Origin of the sequence: Rhodoferax sediminis (assembly GCF_006970865.1) — a bacterium.
Taxonomy (GTDB): Bacteria; Pseudomonadota; Gammaproteobacteria; order Burkholderiales; family Burkholderiaceae_C; genus Rhodoferax_A; species Rhodoferax_A sediminis.
The window spans coordinates 288,418-305,994 of record NZ_CP035503.1 but is presented as its reverse complement, the minus strand read 5'-3'; the positions used below and the strand labels follow the sequence as shown (position 1 = coordinate 305,994).

Below are 17,577 nucleotides of genomic sequence, written 5' to 3'. Positions count from 1 at the left end.
GGTAGCCCGTTTTCATATCAACATAAAAAAGCGCCCCGGGCCCTTTTGTATCGGGCACGAGGCGCTACTATTTTAATAGTAAACCCGCGGCGAACGCAGCGAAAGGCCGCCCCGAGCAAGTTCCGCCCCCTCGGGGGGCAGCGCAGTACGCGAAGCGACAAGCGTGGGGGCCTCCTTAGTCGGCTGCCGCCCCTTCGCTGGCTTCGGTCGCCGGCGCCGGCTCGGACAGGCTGGCCAGCTCCGCGGCCTCGGCCTCGGCGATGGCGCGGCGCTCGGCCTCGTCCATCTGGTCCTTGGCCTTGCGTGCCTGGTGGTACGCCATGCCGGTGCCGGCGGGAATCAGGCGCCCGACGATGACGTTTTCCTTCAGGCCGCGCAGCTCGTCGCGTTTGCCCATGATGGCGGCTTCGGTCAGCACCCGCGTCGTTTCCTGGAAGGAAGCGGCACTGATGAAGCTGTCGGTGGACAGCGAGGCCTTGGTGATGCCCAGCAGCAGGTTGGTGAAGGTCGCGGGAATCTTGCCCTCGCCGCGCAGGGCGTCGTTGGTGTTGAGTATCTCGCTGCGTTCGACCTGTTCGCCGGCAATGTAGTTGGCATCGCCCGCGTTGTCGACCACGACGCGGCGCAGCATCTGGCGCACGATCACCTCGATGTGCTTGTCGTTGATCTTCACGCCTTGCAGGCGGTACACGTCCTGCACTTCATCGACGATGTAGCGCGCCAGTTCCTCGGAGCCCAGCAGGCGCAGGATGTCCTGTGGATCGGCCGGGCCGTCCACCACGGACTCGCCCTTGTTCACCACCTGGCCTTCGTGCACCAGGATGTTCTTTTCCTTCGGCACCAGGTCTTCCCAGACCTTGCCCTCGGGGTCGGTGATCTGCAGGCGGATCTTGCCCTTGGTCTCCTTGCCGAACGACACGGTGCCGGTCATCTCGGCCAGCACGCCCTTGTCCTTCGGGCTGCGGGCCTCGAACAGCTCGGCCACGCGCGGCAGACCGCCGGTGATATCGCGCGTCTTCTGGCCTTCGACCGGAATGCGCGCCAGCACTTCGCCGGGGCCCACGTCCTGGCCGTCGCGCACCTGCACCAGCGCACCGATCTGGAAGCCGATGGTCACCGAGTGATCGGTCCCGGGGATCTTGACCTCCTGGCCCTGCGCATCGATCAGCTTGACTTGTGGCCGCACCACCTTGGTCGAACCGCGGCGTTTCGGGTCGATCACCACCATGGTGGACAGGCCCGTGACTTCATCGACCTGCTTGGCCACCGTCAGGCCTTCTTCGACGTTCTCGAACTTGGCCTGGCCCGCAAACTCGGTAATGATCGGGCGCGTCAGCGGATCCCAGTTGGCCAGGATGGTGCCGGCCTTGATGGCCTGGTCGGCCTTCACCGTCAGCGTGGCACCGTAGGGCACCTTGTGGCGTTCTCGCTCGCGGCCATGCTCGTCATGAATGACGATTTCGCCGGAGCGGGCAATCACCACCAGTTCGCCACGGCTGTTGGTCACATAGCGCATGGTGGCGTTGAAGCCGATCACGCCGTTGGACTTGGCTTCCACGCTGGAGGCGATCGCCGCCCGCGAGGCCGCGCCGCCGATGTGGAAGGTGCGCATCGTCAGCTGCGTGCCGGGCTCGCCGATCGACTGCGCGGCAATCACGCCGACCGCCTCGCCGCCGTTGATCAGGCCGCCACGGCCCAGATCGCGGCCATAGCATTTGGCGCAGATGCCGAAACGCGTCTCGCAGGTCAGCGCCGTGCGCACCTTGACCTCGTCAACGCCAACCGCGGTCAGCTCATCGATGATGTCCTCGTCGAGCATGTCGCCCGCCTTGACCAGCACCGCGTGATTCTCGGGGTGCAGCACATCTTCGGCCGCGGTACGCCCGAGGATACGGTCACGCAGCGACTCGATCACCTCGCCGCCTTCGACGATGGCGCGCATCAGCGAGCCGTTGTGCGTGCCGCAGTCGTGCTCGGTCACCACCAGATCCTGCGTCACGTCCACCAGGCGGCGTGTCAGGTAGCCCGAGTTGGCCGTCTTCAGCGCCGTGTCCGCGAGACCCTTGCGGGCGCCGTGGGTGGAAATGAAGTACTGCAGCACATTCAGGCCTTCGCGGAAGTTCGCGGTGATGGGTGTCTCGATGATGGAGCCGTCAGGCTTGGCCATCAGGCCGCGCATGCCGGCCAGCTGGCGAATCTGCGCGGCGGAACCACGCGCGCCCGAGTCGGCCATCATGTAGATGGAGTTGAACGACTCCTGGTCGACTTCCTTGCCGTGGCGGTCGATGGTCTTTTGCTTGGCCAGCTGGGCCATCATGACCTTGGAGACTTCGTCGCCGGCCTTGCCCCAGATGTCTACCACCTTGTTGTAGCGCTCGCCGGAGGTCACCAGACCGGACACGTACTGCTGCTCGATCTCTTTGACTTCCTTTTCGGCGCGCTCGATGATGGCCGGTTTTTCCTTGGGCACCAGCATGTCGTCGATGCTGATCGAGATGCCGGCCTTGGTCGCCAGACGGAAGCCGTTTTGCAGCAGCTTGTCGGCAAACACCACCGTCTCTTTGAGGCCGCACTTGCGGAACGAGACGTTGATGAGCTTGGAAATTTCCTTCTTCTTCAGCGCCTTGTTGATGTTGGAGAACGGCAGGCCCTTGGGCAGGATTTCGGACAGCAGTGCGCGCCCGGCCGTGGTTTCCCACAGTTGGGTCGAGGGCACGAACTCGCCGGTTTCCTTGTCCTTGGTGTACTCGGTCAGGCGCACATTGATTCTGGCGGTCAGTTCCACCTCGCCCGCATCGAAGGCGCGCCGGACTTCCCCGGTGTCGGAGAAAATCAGGCCTTCGCCCTTGGCGTTGATGCGCTCACGCGTGGTGTAGTACAGGCCCAGCACCACGTCCTGCGACGGCACGATGGACGGCTCTCCATTGGCCGGGAACAGCACGTTGTTGGAGGCCAGCATCAAGGTGCGCGCCTCCATTTGCGCTTCCACCGACAGTGGCACGTGAACCGCCATCTGGTCGCCGTCGAAGTCGGCGTTGAACGCCGCGCACACCAGCGGGTGCAGCTGGATCGCCTTGCCTTCGATCAGGATGGGCTCGAAGGCCTGGATGCCCAGGCGGTGCAGCGTAGGCGCCCGGTTCAACATGATGGGGTGCTCTTTGATCACCTCTTCCAGGATGTCCCAGACCACCGGCGTGCCGGACTCGACTTCCTTCTTCGCGGCCTTGATGGTGGTCGCAATGCCCATGGCTTCCAGGCGCGAGAAGATGAAGGGCTTGAACAGTTCGAGCGCCATCAGTTTGGGCAGGCCGCACTGGTGCAGCTTGAGCGTCGGGCCCACGGTAATCACCGAACGTCCCGAGTAGTCGACGCGCTTGCCCAGCAGGTTCTGGCGGAAGCGGCCGCTCTTGCCCTTGATCATGTCGGCGAGCGACTTGAGCGCTCGCTTGTTGGCGCCCGTCATGGCCTTGCCACGGCGGCCGTTGTCCAGCAGGCTGTCCACGGCTTCCTGCAGCATGCGCTTTTCGTTGCGCGCGATGATTTCCGGGGCCTTGAGCTCCAGCAGGCGGCGCAGACGCGAGTTGCGGTTGATGACGCGGCGGTACAGGTCGTTCAGGTCGGAGGTCGCGAAGCGGCCACCGTCCAGGGGCACGAGCGGGCGCAGGTCGGGCGGCAGCACGGGCAGCACGTCGAGCACCATCCACTCGGGCTTGATGCCGGACTTGCGGAAGGCTTCCATCACCTTGAGGCGCTTGGCGTTCTTCTTGACCTTGACTTCGGAGCCGGTCAGATCGCCGCGCAGCCGCTCGATGGAGGAGTCGAGATCAATCGCCTGCAGCAGGTCCTTGATACCCTCGGCGCCCATCTTGGCGACGAACTCGTCGCCGTATTCCTTGCGCTTGGCATCAAAATCGTCCTCGGACATGATGCTGAACTTTTTCAGCGGGGTCATGCCGGGGTCGGTCACCACATAGGCTTCAAAATACAGCACGCGCTCGATGTCGCGCAGCGTCATGTCGAGCACCAGGCCCAAACGGCTGGGCAGCGACTTCAGGAACCAGATGTGGGCGCAGGGCGCGGCCAGGTCGATGTGGCCCATGCGTTCGCGGCGCACCTTGGTCTGCGTGACTTCCACGCCGCACTTCTCGCAGATGACGCCGCGGTGCTTGAGGCGCTTGTACTTGCCGCACAGGCATTCGTAGTCCTTGATGGGCCCGAAGATCTTGGCGCAGAACAGGCCGTCGCGCTCCGGCTTGAAGGTGCGATAGTTGATGGTCTCGGGCTTTTTCACCTCGCCGAAAGACCAGGAACGGATCTTTTCGGGCGACGCCATGCCGATCCGGATGGCATCGAAATGCTCATCGGGCGTGAATTGCTTGAACAGGTCCAGTAGTGATTTCATGAGTTAAATCCTTTCCCTGTGATTACGAGCGCTCGAGCTCAATATCGATGCCGAGCGAACGGATTTCCTTGACCAGAACATTGAACGATTCCGGCATCCCGGCTTCAATAGCGTGCTCGCCCTTGACAATGCTTTCGTACACCTTGGTACGGCCTTGCACGTCGTCGGACTTGACGGTGAGCATTTCCTGCAGCGTGTAGGCCGCGCCGTAGGCTTCCAGCGCCCACACTTCCATCTCGCCGAAACGCTGGCCGCCAAACTGTGCCTTGCCGCCCAGCGGCTGCTGCGTGACCAGGCTGTAAGGACCCGTCGAGCGCGCGTGCATCTTGTCGTCCACCAGGTGGTGCAGCTTCAGGAAGTGCATGTAGCCCACCGTCGTCGGCCGCTCGAACGCGTCCCCGGTACGGCCGTCGTACAAATGGGCCTGGGTACGCGCTTCGGTCAGGCCCTTGCGCCGGACGATATCGTCGGGATACGCCAGCTTGAGCATGGTGCGGATTTCCTCTTCGGACGCGCCATCAAACACCGGTGTTGCGAACGGAACGCCGCCCGACAAATTGCCGGCCATTTCCAGCACTTGCTCGTCCGACAATTTGGACAGGTCTTCCTTGCGCCCGGTGCTGTTGTACAGGGTGTCCATGAACTGGCGCAGTTCGGCCACCTTGGCCTCGGCCTGCAGCATGTCGCCGATGCGCCGGCCAATGCCCTTGCCGGCCCAGCCCAGATGGACCTCCAGCACCTGGCCCACGTTCATGCGCGAAGGCACGCCCAGCGGGTTCAGCACGACGTCGCACGGCGTGCCGTCCAGCATGTAAGGCATGTCTTCGATCGGCACGATCTTCGACACCACACCCTTGTTGCCGTGGCGGCCGGCCATCTTGTCACCGGGCTGCAGGCGACGCTTGACGGCCAGGTACACCTTGACCATCTTGAGCACGCCCGCGGGCAGCTCATCACCCTGCGTGAGCTTCTTGCGCTTTTCTTCGAACGCCAGGTCGAAGCTGTGGCGCGTCTGCTCGAGCGAGTTCTTCAGGCTCTCCAGCTGCGCGGCCACATCGTCCTCGGCCGGGCGAATATCGAACCAGTGGAATTTCTCCACCGAGGCGAGGTAGGCCTTGTCGATCTTCGTGCCCTTGGCGAGCTTTTGCGGACCACCGTTGGCCGCCTTGCCGGTGAGCAGTTTCTCGATGCGGTCGAACGCATCGGCTTCCACGATGCGCAACTGGTCGTTCAGGTCCAGACGGAAGCGCTTGAGTTCGTCGTCGATGATCTGCTGGGCGCGCTTGTCGCGCACAATGCCTTCACGCGTGAAGACCTGTACGTCGATGACCGTGCCCTGCGAGCCCTGGTCGACACGCAGCGAGGTGTCCTTCACGTCGCTGGCCTTCTCGCCGAAGATCGCGCGCAGCAGTTTTTCTTCGGGCGTCAGCGTGGTCTCGCCCTTGGGCGTGACCTTGCCGACCAGCGTGTCGCCCGGCATGACTTCGGCGCCGACGTAGATGATGCCGGACTCGTCCAGGCGGTTCAGCTGCTGCTCGGACAGGTTCGGAATATCACGCGTGATTTCTTCGGCCCCGAGCTTGGTGTCGCGCGCCATCACCACGAGTTCCTCGATGTGGATCGAGGTATAGCGGTCTTCGGCCACCACACGTTCGCTGATCAGGATCGAGTCCTCGAAGTTGTAGCCGTTCCAGGGCATGAAGGCGATCAGCATGTTCTGGCCGATGGCGATCTCGCCCAGGTCGGTCGAGGCGCCGTCGGCAATCACGTCGCCCTTGGCCAGCTTCTCGCCCTTCTTCACGATGGGGCGCTGGTGGATGTTGGTGTTCTGGTTGGAACGCTGGTACTTGATCAGGTTGTAGATGTCCACACCCACTTCGCCGGCTTGCGCCTCGGCGTCGTTGACGCGGATCACGATGCGGGTGGCGTCCACGTAGTCCACCACGCCGCCGCGATTCGCCGTCACCACGGTGCCGGAGTCCACCGCCGCCACGCGCTCGATGCCGGTGCCGACCAGCGGCTTTTCCGGGCGCAGCACAGGCACGGCCTGACGCGACATGTTGGCGCCCATCAGGGCGCGGTTGGCGTCATCGTGCTCCAGGAACGGCACCAGCGAGGCGGCCACCGACACGATCTGCGCGGGCGACACGTCCATGTACTGGACACGCTCGGGGCTGCACAGGATCGATTCGCCGGCTTCCCGCGCGGAGACCAGTTCGCCCGTGAGCTTGCCGTCCTTGTCCAGCAGCGCATTGGCCTGGGCGATCACGTACTTGCCTTCCTCGATGGCCGACAGGTAGTCGATCTGCATCGTGACCTTGTTGTCGGCCACGCGGCGGTACGGCGTCTCGATGAAGCCGTATTCGTTCAGGCGCGCATACAGGGCCAGCGAGTTGATCAGGCCGATGTTCGGGCCTTCGGGCGTTTCAATCGGGCAGACGCGGCCGTAGTGCGTGACGTGCACGTCGCGCACCTCGAAGCCGGCGCGCTCGCGCGTCAAACCGCCCGGGCCGAGGGCCGAGACGCGGCGCTTGTGCGTGATTTCCGCCAGCGGGTTGGTCTGGTCCATGAACTGCGACAGCTGCGACGCACCGAAGAACTCCTTCAGCGCCGCAGAAATCGGCTTGCTGTTGATCAGGTCGTGCGGCATCAGGGGCTCCTGCTCGGCCTGACCCAGACGTTCCTTCACGGCCTTCTCGATACGGGCGAGACCGGTGCGGTACTGGTTTTCGGCCAGTTCGCCGACGCAGCGCACACGGCGGTTGCCGAGGTGGTCGATGTCATCGACCTCGCCGCGGCCGTTGCGCAGGTCCACCAGGATCTTGACCACGGCGAGGATGTCCTCATTGGTCAGGACCATCGGGCCGGTCGACTCGGCGCGGCCCATCTTGGCGTTGAACTTCATGCGGCCCACGCGCGACAGGTCGTAGGTGTCCGGGTTGTAGAACAGGCGCTGGAACAGGGCCTGCACGGCATCCTCGGTCGGCGGCTCGCCGGGGCGCATCATGCGGTAGATGGCCACACGGGCGGCAAACTCGTCTACCGTTTCGTCGATGCGCAGCGTCTGCGAGATGTAGGCGCCCTGGTCGAGTTCATTGGTGTAGATGCACTGCAGCTCCTGCACGCCGGCGGTGCGCAGCTTCTTGAGCAGGGCTTCGGTCAACTCGTCATTGGCCTTGGCAATGATCTCGCCAGTATCGCCGTCCACAATGTTGCGCGCGACGATGCGCCCCACCAGGAAATCTTCCGGTACGCTGATGTGCGTGGTCTCTGACTGTTCGAGTTCGCGCGTGTGGCGCGCGGTGACGCGCTTGTCCTTGGCAACCACCACCTTGCCCGACTTGTCGGTGATGTCGAAGCGGGCGACCTCGCCGCGCAGGCGCTCGGCCACGAACTCCATCTGCGCGCCGCTGTCCATCAGGCGGAAGTTGTCGTTGACGAAGAAGTTCGCGAGGATCGATTCCGGGTTCAGGCCAATGGCCTTGAGCAAAATGGTGACCGGCATCTTGCGGCGGCGGTCCACGCGGAAATACAGCATGTCCTTCGGGTCGAACTCGAAGTCGAGCCACGAGCCGCGGTAGGGAATGATGCGCGCCGAGAACAGCAGCTTGCCCGAGCTGTGCGTCTTGCCCTTGTCGTGCTCGAAAAACACGCCCGGCGAGCGGTGCAGCTGCGACACGATCACGCGCTCGGTGCCGTTGATGATGAACGAGCCCTTGTCGGTCATGAGCGGCACTTCGCCCATGTAGACTTCCTGCTCCTTCACCTCTTTCACGACCTTGGACTGCGAGGTCGAAGACTCGCGGTCATAGATGATGAGCTGCACCTTGGCACGCACCGCGGAGGCAAACGTCAATCCACGGGTCTGGCATTCGCGCACATCGAACGCGGGCTTGGCCAGGTTGTATTCGAGGTACTTCATCTCGACAAACCCGTTGTGCGAGACGATGGGGAAAGCGGCCGTGAATGCGGCCTGCAGACCTTCGATGGTGCGCTTTTGCGGCGCCACATCGGCTTGCAGGAACGCCGTGTAGGCGTCCTTTTGCATTTGCAGCAGGTAGGGAACTTCCAGCACGCTGTCGCGGCTGCCGAAACTTTTGCGAATCCGCTTGCGTTCGGTATATGAATAGGCCATGAGATCTCCGGGCTATGAGGTCTTTGGCGACTGTCGCGTTGAGCGCTTAAACCAGCTGGGGGCAGAGCGGCGCCATCGGCCGGTCCATCCCCAAACTCTCAACATTCTTGGTGGTTGGCCACTACCAACCATTGGCGGACGGCGATGCATTGCACATCGCCCGAACCAAGGCATCTTCTGCAGTCGGAGCCAGAAGACACTAAAAAACAGCGTGGGCACGTTGCTTTTTGGTGCGCTCTGCGAGCGGCTTAACAAGCGCGAAAGGCTGGAGGCCTTTTCGGGCGCTCCAGCCTTGGACACGGATCGATTACTTGAGTTCGACCTTGGCGCCAGCGTCTTCCAGTTTCTTCTTGGCAGCTTCGGCGTCGGCCTTGGCAATGCCTTCCTTGACGGCCTTCGGAGCACCGTCCACCAGGTCCTTGGCTTCTTTCAGGCCCAGGCCGGTGATTTCGCGCACGGCCTTGATGACCTGCACCTTGTTGGCGCCGGTTTCGAGCAACATGACGTTGAACTCGGTCTGCTCTTCAGCCACCGCAGCCGCCGCGCCGCCAGCGGCTGCCGGAGCCGACATGGCCGCAGCGCTCACGCCAAACTTCTCTTCGATGGCTTTCACCAGCTCGTTGAGTTCCAGGACCGTCATGCTGTCCAGCGCGGTCAAAAATGCGTCTTTATCGAATGCCATTTTGATTTCCTAACAATATTGGTTCAAGCTGCGGCGGCTTCGGCTGCGGGGGCAGCCTGGCCTTCGCCACGTTTTTCCGCCAGCGCGGCCAGCACACGGGCCGTCCGCGAGATCGGGGATTGCATCAAGCCCAGCAATTGAGCCAGCAAAACTTCCTTGGGAGGAATGCTGGCCAGCTGCTTCACGCCGTTGACGTCCAGGGCTTTTCCGCTCAATGCGCCACCGCGAATCACCAGCTTGTCGTTGGTTTTCGCGAAGTCAGCCACCACTTTTGCGGCAGCCACGGCATCGACAGAGAAGCCATAGATCAGCGGACCGGTCATCTGGTCGGACACCACCTCAAAAGCGCTGCCGGCGACAGCACGGCGAGCCAGGGTGTTTTTCAACACACTCAGGGTCACACCGTTGCTGCGCGCGCTGGAGCGCAATTTGGTCATGTCGGCGACCGTGATGCCGCGGTATTCCGCCATCACGAGCGTTTGAGCTTTTGCGGCGAGGCTGGTCACATCACTGATGACCGCTTCTTTCTCACTGCGATTAAGACTCAAGGTCTACTCCTTCAAAATGTGCCGCCAGTCCCTTATGACCGCTCAACACGCCTCATTGCAGCGACCAACTGTTTCAGAAATCTCTCAATTCCATCTGCAGCGGGATCGCCATCTGCGTTGGCCCTCTCGGGAATTAAGTGCAACCAGTTTGCACGCCAACGGTCTTGGATGGCCTGCGGCGGTCTTTCAACCCCTGCAGCCCACCACACCGGGCCACCCTTTCAGGCGGCCCGAATCTCCTGCGATTACGCCGCGATGGTTTGCGTGTCCACGCGGACACCCACACCCATCGTTGAGGAAACCGCAATCTTCTTCAAATAAACACCCTTGCTGGAGGCGGGCTTGGCCTTGGCCAGGGCATCCACCAGCGCCGCCAGGTTGCCCTGCAGCTTGTCGGTATCGAACGAGCGCCGGCCAATGGTCGAATGCACAATCCCGGCCTTGTCGACGCGGAACTGGACCTGACCGGCCTTGGCGTTCTTCACGGCGGTGGCCACATCGGGGGTCACGGTGCCAACCTTGGGGTTGGGCATCAAGCCGCGCGGGCCCAGAATCTGGCCCAGCGTGCCGACCACGCGCATGGCGTCGGGCGCGGCAATCACCACATCGAACGGCATGTCACCAGCCTTGACCATGGCCGCCAGATCATCCATGCCGACAATGTCAGCGCCGGCGGCCCTGGCTTCTTCCGCCTTGGCGCCCTGGGCGAACACGGCCACGCGCTTGGTCTTGCCAGTGCCGTTGGGCAGCACGACGGCGCCGCGCACCACCTGGTCCGACTTCTTGGCGTCGATGCCAAGCTGCACGGCCACGTCGATGGATTCATCGAACTTGGCGGTAGCACATTCCTTGATGATGGCCAAAGCATCGGCCAGTGGGTACAGCTTGTTGCTGTCGACCTTGCCGGCGTAGGTTTTTTCACGTTTTGTGAGCTTGGTCATTTACACGCCCTCCACAATCACGCCCATGGAACGGGCAGAACCGGCGATGGTGCGAACCGCGGCGTCCAGATCGGCAGCCGTCATGTCCTTCATCTTGGTCTTGGCGATCTCTTCGAGCTGGGCCCGCGTGATCTTGCCGACCTTGTCGCTCTGCGGACGCGCGGAGCCCTTGTCGATCTTGACGGCCTTCTTGATCAGGATCGTCGACGGCGGCGTCTTGATGATGAAGGTAAAGCTCTTGTCGGCAAAGGCGGTGATGACCACCGGCAGCGGCAGGCCCGGCTCCACGCCCTGGGTCTGGGCGTTGAACGCCTTGCAGAACTCCATGATGTTCAGGCCGCGCTGGCCCAGTGCCGGCCCGATGGGCGGCGACGGATTGGCTTTACCAGCTGGCACTTGCAGCTTGACAAAACCGACGATTTTTTTCGCCATGATTTTCTCCTTGCGGGTACTGACGCCTGGGTCCAGCCCCTGGACTGGAACCGCGGCTCCCCGGGGTTAACGACTCTTCTTGCCCTGGACTTTGCGCCGAGTCGGGAAGCGCGAAGTCCTTAGTCAGTGGGGGACAGAGCACGCTTGGGCGTGGTCTGTCCCGCAATGTCTCAGTCTCAGGTTTTTTCAATCTGGCTGAATTCCAGCTCCACCGGTGTGGCCCGGCCAAAAATCGTGACCGAGACACGAACCTTGCTCTTCTCGTAATTGACGTCCTCCACCGAACCATTGAAGTCGGTGAACGGGCCTTCCTTGACGCGCACGTATTCGCCCACCTCGAACTCGACCTTGTGGCGCGGCTTCTCGGTGCCTTCCTGCATCTGGCTGACGATCTTCTGGACTTCTTCCTCAGAAATCGGGGCCGGCCGATTCTTCGCGCCGCCCACAAAACCCGTCACCTTGTTGGTGTGCTTCACCAGGTGCCAGGTCTCGTCGTCCATCACCATTTCGACAAAAACATAGCCGGGGAACAGGCGCCGCTCGGTGGTTTTCTTCTGGCCGTTCTTGACTTCGACCACTTCCTCGGTCGGCACCAGGATGCGGCCAAACTTGGCCTGCATGGCGCCGCGGTTGATGCGCTCGGTGATATTGCGCTCGACGGCTTTTTCCATGCCCGAGTACGCATGCACGATATACCAATGCATGTCGGGATTCGCCGGTGCTGCGAAGGCCTCTGCGGCCGGGGTTTCTACCACATCAGTCATTATTTTTTCCACCCCAGAATCAGGTCATAAAACGCCCACTCGAGGGTCTTGTCGGTCAGCCAGAGGAACAGCGCCATGATCACGACAAAGGCAAATACATAGGCCGTCATTTGCACGGCCTCCTTGCGCGTCGGCCAGACCACCTTCTTGACTTCGCGCACGGAATCGCGCCCGAAAGCCGTGAACTGCCTGCCCGTCTCGGAGACCATGAACATCACGACCGCCGCCCCCAGGCACACCAGCAATCCGGCCCACTGGGCGACCGGCCCCTGCTTGCCGAGCAGGTAGTAAGCCACCACCGCCCCGATGACCAGAACCGCCGCAATGGCAAGCTTGGCCTTATCGGCGACGGTACTGACGGTTTCAACTTGTGACGTGGCCATTTTTGGCTTGTTCCTGCTTGTTCGGCTGCTTCAAATTCAGGGCGCCCCTTCTGGAGACGCCGAAGCCCGTCAGGTCATGACGGGCTTTTTTGCCACCCTTTGGGAGGTGGCAGGGGCGGAAGGAATCGAACCATCAACCTTCGGTTTTGGAGACCGACGCTCTGCCAATTGAGCTACGCCCCTACAACAAATCGATTACGCGATAATTTTTGCCACCACGCCGGCGCCCACGGTCTTGCCGCCCTCGCGGATGGCAAAGCGCAGACCTTCTTCCATGGCGATCGGGTTGATCAGCTTGACGGTGATCGTCACGTTGTCGCCGGGCATGACCATTTCCTTGTCCGCGGGCAGCTCGATGGCGCCCGTCACGTCGGTGGTGCGGAAGTAGAACTGCGGGCGGTAGTTGTTGAAGAAGGGCGTGTGGCGCCCGCCTTCGTCCTTGGAGAGCACGTAGACTTCAGCGGTGAAGTGGGTGTGCGGCTTGATGGAGCCGGGCTTGCACAGCACCTGGCCGCGCTCGACCTCTTCGCGCTTGGTGCCGCGCAGCAAGATACCGACGTTGTCGCCGGCCTGGCCCTGGTCCAGCAGTTTGCGGAACATTTCCACGCCGGTGCAGATGGTCTTGAGGGTGGGCTTGATGCCCACGATCTCGATTTCTTCGCCGACCTTGACGATGCCGCGCTCGACCCGGCCCGTGACCACGGTGCCGCGCCCGGAGATGGAGAACACGTCCTCCACCGGCATCAGGAAGGCGCCGTCGATGGCGCGCTCGGGCGTGGGGATGTAGGTGTCCAGCGCCTCGGCCAGCTTCATGATGGCCTGCTCGCCCAGTTCACCCTTGTCGCCTTCGATGGCCAGTTTGGCCGAGCCGTGGATGATGGGGGTGGTGTCGCCGGGGAAGTCGTATTTGTCGAGCAGCTCGCGCACTTCCATCTCGACGAGCTCGAGCAGTTCGGCATCGTCGACCATGTCGCATTTGTTCAGGAACACGATGATGTAGGGCACGCCCACCTGGCGTGCCAGCAGGATGTGCTCGCGCGTCTGGGGCATGGGGCCGTCGGCGGCCGAGCACACCAGGATGGCGCCGTCCATCTGGGCCGCGCCGGTGATCATGTTTTTCACATAGTCGGCGTGGCCGGGGCAGTCGACGTGGGCGTAGTGGCGGTTCGCGGTCTCGTACTCGACGTGCGAGGTGTTGATGGTGATGCCGCGCGCTTTCTCTTCGGGCGCGTTGTCAATCTGGTCGTAGCCTTTGGCCTCGCCGCCAAATTTGGCCGCCAGCACGGTGGCAATGGCCGCCGTCAGCGTGGTCTTGCCATGATCCACGTGTCCAATGGTGCCCACGTTCACGTGCGGCTTGGTGCGTGCATATTTCTCTTTTGCCATTTTCAATTCTCCAGACGGACTGCAAAAAGCTAATTTCCCAACAACTCAAAACACCGGGCGGCGAGCCTTCGCGCACCCAACAACTGGTGCCCATTCCGGGAATCGGACCCGGGACCTCTCCCTTACCAAGGGAGTGCTCTGCCACTGAGCCAAATGGGCTTCTTTATCACCTTCAACGACCTCGAATCGACCCTGGAGCGGGAGACGGGAATCGAACCCGCGTCATCAGCTTGGAAGGCTGGGGTTCTACCATTGAACTACTCCCGCATCGGAGTCACCCAACAACATCCAATACGCCCTGCAAAATCAATTCATCGCTGGTGGAGAGGGCTGGATTCGAACCAGCGTACTCGTAAGAGGGCAGATTTACAGTCTGCTGCCATTAACCACTCGGCCACCTCTCCTTTGGCGAACCTCAGATTATGCCACGAAAATTCGGGCCGGGACAACGCGGCCCACCATGCGCCTGCACGGCCTACCACGCCACCGGCGGGCGGCCCAGGCGCTGCAGGAAGGCATTCGCGAGCCCGAAATGACCACACCCGATAAAGGGATGTGGTGGCCGCAATGCGGCCAGTGGTGACGGGTGGTTGGCGCTCAGCACAAGATGGGGCGAACCCGGATCTCCCAGCGTATCGCCGCCCGTCACCAGCGCCTGCTTGGCCTGCGCGTGCGCGCCCCACAGCAGGAACACGACCGGCTCCGTCTTTTGTGCCACGGTCTTGATAATTTCGTCAGTGAGCACTTCCCAACCCTGCCTGGCGTGACTGGCCGGCTGGCCGTCTTCGACGCTCAAACTGGTGTTGAGCAGCAGCACGCCCTGCTCCGCCCAGTGCACCAGGGAACCATTGGATGGCAGCGGCAAACCCAGATCGTGCTGGCGCTCCTTGAAAATATTGCGCAGCGACGGCGGCAGCCTGACGTCGGGCGCGACCGAAAACGCCAGCCCCTCTGCCTGCCCCGGCCCGTGGTACGGGTCCTGGCCGAGGATCACGACGCGCACCCCGGCCAACGGCGTGAGCGCCAGCGCGCGAAACGGCTGCGGCGGGTAGATGACGGCGCCGGCGGCCAGCCGGCTCCGCATGAAGGCACCGAGTTGCCGGCCCGCCGCGCTGAGCAGAAAGCGGTCGATCACGGGCTGCCAGCCCGCGCCCACCGGCCATTGGTCGGGCGCCCAATCCAGCAACCGGGTGGGCGGCCGCTCGCACGGGGAGCCGGGCGCGGCAGCGGCCGGTTCCTGCGGGTCCGGCATTTCAAACGCCAAATCGGCCTGTTGCCCTTGTCTTATCTGCACAATTAGCTATCAAAACGATAGTTTCAGGTCACCGCTCAGGCCCCGAACAGCTGCGCCAGCGCCTGGCCGGGCTCCGCGGCGCGCATGAACGCCTCGCCGACCAGGAAGGCATGCACGCCGGCGGCGCGCATCTTCTGCACGTCGGCCTTCGTCAAAATCCCGCTCTCGGTCACCAGCAGGCGCTCGGGAGGCACCGCGGCGCGCAGCGCCAGCGTGGTGTCCAGCGTCACCTCGAAGCTGCGCAGGTTGCGGTTGTTGATGCCGATCAGCGGGGTCTTGAGCTTGAGGGCGCGCGCCAGCTCGGCCGCGTCGTGCACCTCGACCAGCACCGCCATGTCGAGCGAGCGAGCGATCGCCTCGAACTCGGCCAGCTGCGCGTCGCTTAGCACCGCAGCGATCAGCAGGATGGCATCCGCGCCGATGGCACGCGACTCATAGATCTGGTACGCGTCGACCATGAAGTCCTTGCGCAGCACCGGCAACTGGCACGAGGCGCGCGCCTGCTTCAGGGCGTCCACGCTGCCCTGGAAAAACTGCCGGTCGGTCAGCACCGACAGGCAGGCGGCGCCGAATTCGGCGTAGCTCTGCGCGATGTCGGCCGGGATGAAGTCTTCGCGCAGCACGCCCTTGGACGGGCTGGCCTTCTTGACTTCGGCGATCACGGCAGCCTGGCCCGCTTCGATTTTGGCGCGCAGGGCGCCGACGAAATCGCGCGTCAGGACGCGCGATTCGGCATCCGAGCGCATGGCCGCCAGCGGCATGCGTTTGAGGGCGGCGGCGACTTCTTCGCGTTTGACGGCGACGATCTGGTTCAGGATATCGGACATGGCGTGTTCAGCTCGCGAATGATTTGGAAACCGCTATCAACTTTTGCAGCGTGGCCATCGCCGCGCCTGATTCAATCGCATTGCGGGCCTGTTCGACACCGGCTTGCATCGAATCCGCCACGTTGGCCGCGTACAGCGCCACGCCCGCGTTCAGGATCACGATGTCGCGCGCGGCGCCGTGGTTGTTCTCCAGCACGTTCATGAGCATGGCCCGGGACTGCTCCGGCGCGCCGACCTTGAGCGCGCGGTTGCTGGCCATCGGCAGGTCGAAATCCTCGGGGTGGATCTCGTACTCGGTGATTTCGCCGTTTCTCAGCTCGCCCACCAGCGTACCCGCGCCCAGCGACACCTCGTCCATCCCGTCCTTGCCGTACACCACCAGCGCATGCTCGGCACCCAGGCGCTGCAGCGCGCGCACCTGGATGCCGACCAGATCCGGGTGGAACACGCCCATCAGGATGTTGGGCGCGCCGGCCGGGTTGGTGAGCGGCCCGAGGATGTTGAAGATGGTGCGCACGCCCAGCTCCTTGCGCACCGGCGCCACGTTTTTCATGGCCGGGTGATGGTTCGGCGCGAACATGAAGCCGACGCCGACCTGCGCGATGCACTGGGCAATCTGCTCGGGGGTCAGGTTGATGTTCAGGCCCAGGCTCTCCAGCACGTCGGCGCTGCCGCTCTTGCTGCTGACGCTGCGCCCGCCGTGCTTGCTGACCTTGGCGCCGGCCGCGGCGGCGACAAACATCGAGCAGGTCGAGATGTTGAAGGTGTGCGAGCCGTCGCCGCCGGTGCCCACGATGTCCACCAGGTGCGCCCGGTCGGCCACGTTGACCTTGGTGGAGAACTCGCGCATGACCTGCGCGGCCGCGGTGATCTCGCCGATGGTTTCCTTCTTGACGCGCAGGCCGGTGACCAGCGCCGCCATCATCACGGGCGACATCTCGCCGCTCATGATGAGCCGCATGATGTGCAGCATCTCGTCGTGGAAGATTTCGCGGTGCTCGATGGTGCGCTGCAGCGCCTCCTGCGGGGTGATTTTGCTGGCCTGGGTCATCGAAGGTGCTCCTCGTTGTGCGTGATCGGTGAAATGGTTTTTCTAGACAGACGGATTGTCGGACAAGGCCAGCCGCAGGCCGAAGCCGATGAACATCACGCCGGCCGCGCGTTGCAGCCAGTGCATGCCGTGCTGCACCGCGGCCACGCGCCGCGCCAGCCACGCGGCGCACAGGGCCCAGCCGATGTTCACCCAGAGCCCGTTGAAGTTGAACAGCAGTCCCAGCAGCACAAAGGCCTGCGTTTTGTGCGGCGCGCCGGGTGCGATGAACTGCGGCAAAAAAGCCAGGAAAAACAGCGCCACCTTGGGATTGAGCGCATTCGTCCAGAACCCCTGCACGAACACGGATTTCAAGGATTTTGTGCCTGTAGCCCTTGCCGGGTCTTCACTGTCAGCTATTAAACCGGGAGCATTCCGAGCTGACTCCGCGCCCTGCCGCGACAGCAGCAGGGTGGCCCCGACGTACAACAGATAGGCAGCCCCCAGCCATTTGAGTACGTTGAACGCGGTGGCGGAGGCCGCCACCAGCGCGCTCAGGCCGATCGCCGCCGCCGTGATGTGCACGAAGCAGCCGGCCGTGATGCCCAGCGCCGCCACCACGCCGGCACGCCGGCCGCGGCGCAGCCCGTTGGCGACGACGTAGAGCACGTCCGGCCCCGGCGTCAGGTTCAGCAGCAGGCCGGCGACGATGAAAAGGCCAAGATGGTCAACGCCTGTCATGCGGGCCCTCCC

The 17,577-nt window shown here is 63.1% G+C and carries 13 protein-coding genes and 4 tRNA genes; all 17 read right to left on the bottom strand.

Going from position 1 to position 17,577, the window contains the following annotated elements:
- Positions 1 to 175: 175 nt before the first annotated feature.
- The 17 genes from rpoC to EUB48_RS01420 all read right to left on the bottom strand — a co-directional run bounded on the left by rpoC (position 176) and on the right by EUB48_RS01420 (position 17,565).
- Positions 176 to 4,402: a DNA-directed RNA polymerase subunit beta' gene (gene rpoC, locus EUB48_RS01500; protein WP_142817259.1), complete on the bottom strand. Its 4,227-nt coding sequence runs from the start codon at positions 4,400 to 4,402 to the stop codon at positions 176 to 178.
- A 22-nt stretch (positions 4,403 to 4,424) separates the two neighbouring features.
- Positions 4,425 to 8,537: a DNA-directed RNA polymerase subunit beta gene (rpoB, locus tag EUB48_RS01495; RefSeq protein ID WP_142817257.1), complete on the bottom strand. Its 4,113-nt coding sequence runs from the start codon at positions 8,535 to 8,537 to the stop codon at positions 4,425 to 4,427.
- A 307-nt stretch (positions 8,538 to 8,844) separates the two neighbouring features.
- Positions 8,845 to 9,219 (bottom strand): 50S ribosomal protein L7/L12, encoded by a 375-nt coding sequence (rplL, locus tag EUB48_RS01490; protein WP_142817255.1) that lies wholly within the window; start codon positions 9,217 to 9,219, stop codon positions 8,845 to 8,847.
- Between the two features lie 23 nt (positions 9,220 to 9,242).
- Positions 9,243 to 9,767: a 50S ribosomal protein L10 gene (rplJ, locus tag EUB48_RS01485; protein WP_142817252.1), complete on the bottom strand. Its 525-nt coding sequence runs from the start codon at positions 9,765 to 9,767 to the stop codon at positions 9,243 to 9,245.
- Positions 9,768 to 10,012: 245 nt separating this feature from the next.
- Positions 10,013 to 10,708 carry a 50S ribosomal protein L1 gene (rplA, locus tag EUB48_RS01480; protein ID WP_142817250.1) on the bottom strand — a complete coding sequence of 232 codons (696 nt, stop codon included), beginning with the start codon at positions 10,706 to 10,708 and terminating at the stop codon, positions 10,013 to 10,015.
- Positions 10,709 to 11,140, bottom strand: a complete 432-nt coding sequence (gene rplK / locus EUB48_RS01475; RefSeq protein WP_077559983.1) for a 50S ribosomal protein L11 — start codon at positions 11,138 to 11,140, stop codon at positions 10,709 to 10,711.
- A gap of 176 nt (positions 11,141 to 11,316) precedes the next feature.
- A complete protein-coding gene (gene nusG / locus EUB48_RS01470) occupies positions 11,317 to 11,904 on the bottom strand; it encodes a transcription termination/antitermination protein NusG (RefSeq protein WP_077559984.1) in 588 nt (195 codons plus the stop codon).
- A complete protein-coding gene (gene secE / locus EUB48_RS01465; RefSeq protein WP_142817248.1) occupies positions 11,904 to 12,287 on the bottom strand; it encodes a preprotein translocase subunit SecE in 384 nt (127 codons plus the stop codon). The genes nusG and secE overlap by 1 nt, the downstream gene beginning before the upstream one ends.
- A 107-nt stretch (positions 12,288 to 12,394) precedes the next feature.
- Positions 12,395 to 12,470, bottom strand: a tRNA-Trp gene (locus EUB48_RS01460).
- Between the two features lie 12 nt (positions 12,471 to 12,482).
- A complete protein-coding gene (gene tuf / locus EUB48_RS01455; protein ID WP_142817246.1) occupies positions 12,483 to 13,673 on the bottom strand; it encodes an elongation factor Tu in 1,191 nt (396 codons plus the stop codon).
- Positions 13,674 to 13,757: 84 nt separating this feature from the next.
- A tRNA-Thr gene (locus tag EUB48_RS01450) sits at positions 13,758 to 13,832 on the bottom strand.
- Between the two features lie 34 nt (positions 13,833 to 13,866).
- Positions 13,867 to 13,940 (bottom strand) — tRNA-Gly (locus EUB48_RS01445).
- 51 nt (positions 13,941 to 13,991) lie between these two features.
- A tRNA-Tyr gene (locus tag EUB48_RS01440) sits at positions 13,992 to 14,077 on the bottom strand.
- Positions 14,078 to 14,148: 71 nt separating this feature from the next.
- Positions 14,149 to 14,925, bottom strand: a complete 777-nt coding sequence (locus EUB48_RS01435; protein ID WP_142817244.1) for a uracil-DNA glycosylase — start codon at positions 14,923 to 14,925, stop codon at positions 14,149 to 14,151.
- A gap of 77 nt (positions 14,926 to 15,002) precedes the next feature.
- Positions 15,003 to 15,794: an indole-3-glycerol phosphate synthase TrpC gene (trpC, locus tag EUB48_RS01430; RefSeq protein ID WP_142817242.1), complete on the bottom strand. Its 792-nt coding sequence runs from the start codon at positions 15,792 to 15,794 to the stop codon at positions 15,003 to 15,005.
- 7 nt (positions 15,795 to 15,801) lie between these two features.
- Positions 15,802 to 16,845 (bottom strand): anthranilate phosphoribosyltransferase, encoded by a 1,044-nt coding sequence (trpD, locus tag EUB48_RS01425; RefSeq protein WP_142817240.1) that lies wholly within the window; start codon positions 16,843 to 16,845, stop codon positions 15,802 to 15,804.
- A gap of 42 nt (positions 16,846 to 16,887) precedes the next feature.
- Complete coding sequence (locus EUB48_RS01420; RefSeq protein ID WP_142817238.1) at positions 16,888 to 17,565, bottom strand: LysE family translocator; 678 nt, start codon at positions 17,563 to 17,565, stop codon at positions 16,888 to 16,890.
- Positions 17,566 to 17,577: the final 12 nt, after the last annotated feature.